Source organism: Streptomyces sp. WM4235 (assembly GCF_001279725.1).
In the GTDB taxonomy this organism is placed as follows: domain Bacteria; phylum Actinomycetota; class Actinomycetes; order Streptomycetales; family Streptomycetaceae; genus Streptomyces.
In genome coordinates this window covers 1-2,865 of record NZ_LGDE01000133.1, presented here as the reverse complement: position 1 = coordinate 2,865, position 2,865 = coordinate 1, and the positions used below count along the sequence as shown (strand labels likewise).

Annotated in this window: 2 protein-coding genes; one reads left to right on the top strand and one right to left on the bottom strand. The window is 71.1% G+C overall.

What is annotated here, in order from left to right; translation table 11 throughout:
• Positions 1 to 616: 616 nt before the first annotated feature.
• A complete protein-coding gene (locus tag ADK55_RS12855; RefSeq protein WP_053678177.1) occupies positions 617 to 2,140 on the top strand; it encodes a hypothetical protein in 1,524 nt (507 codons plus the stop codon).
• A 358-nt stretch (positions 2,141 to 2,498) separates the two neighbouring features.
• Here ADK55_RS12855 and ADK55_RS12850 read toward each other — a convergent pair.
• The coding region (locus ADK55_RS12850) for a hypothetical protein (RefSeq protein WP_159041375.1) at positions 2,499 to 2,865 on the bottom strand (367 nt) is incomplete at its 5' end.

Here is a 2,865-nt window from a genome sequence, read left to right as displayed (position 1 = left end):
CGGGTACGTCACCCCGCTCGAAACGAGAACCCTGCTCAGGCAAGACCTCGCCCCGGCAGCGTGAACACCCGCTGTCCAGTTCGCGGGGGGAGCTTCACTCCTCGTCACGGTCATTCATGGTGAGCACGACAACGTCAACCACCGCGCGTTGGGGCGCTTCCCTGCTCACCTGAAACCGTCCTTCACTCGCTTGGTCTTCCGCGCCCCATGAAAGCGCCCGCTGCCTTCGAGGGGCACAGGGAGGAAGGTCTCGGAGCCGTCTGACCGCACCGCTGCCCAGCGCAGCGTAGCGTCCAAGGCGCCTGCGGAAGAAAGGAGCGGGTAGGACCTGCGGTCCATGCGGTTCCAGGGAGCTCATACGGCTCGATCTCGTCTGGTGGCCGCCGATTCTGCGACAGGGCGGTCACCGAAGACCCCCTCGTCACCGTCACCGGACCCCTGGATGACGTGAGGCCGCCGTCGCGTTCCAGGCTGTGGCCTCTACGATCAGGCGATGGCCACCAGGGATTGGACCTGCCCGCGGTGCGCGGCAAAACCGCGGAGCAGTTGCAGGACGGCGGCCGGCGCGGAGCGGATGCCGCATTGGAGGCGTTGGCGGCTGGCTCGGAGCGCGGGGATGGTCCAGGGCCGGCTGGCACAGGCCGGGGACCTCGAACGACTGCTGCACCTGGTGGACACCGCGGAGGGGCGCGAGACCTGGTGGGCGGAGCAGACACCGCTTGACCCGGCTGTCGAGGACGAGAGCAGCAGGCTGCGTGCGCTGTGCAACCTGCGGGTGCTGCAGGACTACGTGCACCGGTGGCTGGTGGCGCTGGACAGCGAGCACGTGGACACCACCGGCCTCGCCGCCGGCGCCCGGGACGTCACCGTTCGCCTCGACGAGACCACCAGCGTGCTGCGTGAGGTCCTTGTGGGGCTGCCGGTGGATCGCGCAGGCCTTCCGGGCGATCGGGCGCCGACGGTTGCCGACCTTGTTGCCGCGCGCACCCGGGGCGACGTCCGGGCCGCCGAAGCCGACTTTGAGCAGCGCTTGGCCGCAACCCGAACACAGCTGTCGGCCCGGATGGGCTGGACGGTCACTGTCAACGCGGACCGTGGCTTCGATGCCCGCTCTGATCAGGGAATTCGGGTCCGGGCCCGGTCGGTGCTGCCCGCTGCCTTCGAGTCGCAGTTGACCGGCTGGACCGTTCCGCCGCCCTGGCCGGACGTGCACTACCAGGGCGGTCGCCCCACCCGCCTGCCCGCCCAGCTGGACCTGACGTTCAGGGAGATGCAGCTCGCGCCGTCCGCCTGGGACCTCGACGACTTCGAACGCCACGACGCCGAATACGCAGCAGGCCCCCACGCCGACCAGGTTGCCGGCCTTCTCCAAGGCCTGCGAGAACGCCTCGCACCCGAAGACGTTCCGGCGTTCTTCGCCGACCGCTGCGCTGCCCTCAACACGACAGCGGCGCAGCTGCCCGAGCTGCTGCCCGATCCGGACGGCCTGGAGGAACCGCACACCTACGCCGGCGCCCGCACCTGGGTCGACCCGGCGACGATCGTGCGCACTCCCGACCACGTGGCATGGGGCACGATCAACCGCGACGGCGATCGGGCAGGCGCGGTGTGGATCCCGAACGCGATCCGCCAGTGGCTGACCTGCGACGACGTCCCCGGTCTGCTGCGCGAGGCCATGACCGGCGGATCGCCGGTCCAACTCCATCGCGTCGCCGGTCCCGCGGGACCGCTGCACACGATGATCACCGACGGCACCCACCGCGCCCACCTCTGGAGGATCCTGGACCTGCCAAGGCTGTTCGCCTACGTGGACGGCACCGTGATGCCCCGCCGGCTCACCCCGTCCACCGTCTGCGGGGACGGTGCGCAGCCAGACGCCCCGGACCAGGTTGCGGCCGTGTGGGCCGGCCTTCACGCGAAGGGGATCCTGCGCGGCCGACTCCCCCACCCCGGCTCAGGGTACGGCGAGCTGACGCTCCATTCCGTCCCCGCGCTGTGGCTGCTCTACCCGCCTGCCCTGGCCGTCGCCTACGGACAGCGCTACAGCGAGATCTACCCCGGTGCCTGGGAGGGTGCCGGGATTCCGGCGGACGTCTTTACGTCGCAGGCGTCGTGGGTCGCATGGGCAACCGGTCGCTGAGAGTCTCGCAGCACGGCGGATGGTGCGCCCGCCGGTCATGGCCGTGCCGAGAGAGGAGTGGGCTCCCACTGTCCGGCCGCCCCGTGACGGCTTGCCGACCTGTGCGATCCGCCAGTGGGGCGACGTCGACGATCCGCGACAGTTCTTCGAGCGGTTCCGTGCGGTGCTGGGCGCGGAGATCCGGACGGACGCCGACCTGGACCGGGAGCGGTTCAACGGGATGCTCGATGGGCTGCTGTGCCGGGCCCGTCGAGAAGGCCCGCCGCGTGGGCAGCCCAACCGGGCCTTGAGCCGGTGCTGCCGGGCCGCCGGGTTACAGCTTCCGGGCACAGCCGGCAGGGGCCGCTGCCGCTCCGGATCAGGCCCCGGCGGTCACCGCCGCGATGTCCGGCAAGGTCACCGTGAGGAGCACGGGCCGGGGAAGCATCGAGCCCGGCAGCCACGCGTCGATGATCAAGCGGACCGTGCCGTCCGTGCCCGGCACCAGGCCGACGGCACGCTGGCCGAGGACAGTGAGCAGCAGGGTGTGCTCGTGGGTGCGCAGGTCGGTGCTGTACAGCTCGACGGCCGTCCCACCGGATGTACGGCCGGCCGAGAGCACCGTGTGGGCGCCCCAGGGCAGGAGGGCTGCGCTCTCGCTGAGGGGCGCTGCGCGTTTCCAGTCCTGTTCGGGGAAGGCCATGGTCTCTTGGATGCCGAGGGCGCCGGCCCGGCTTCCGCCGACG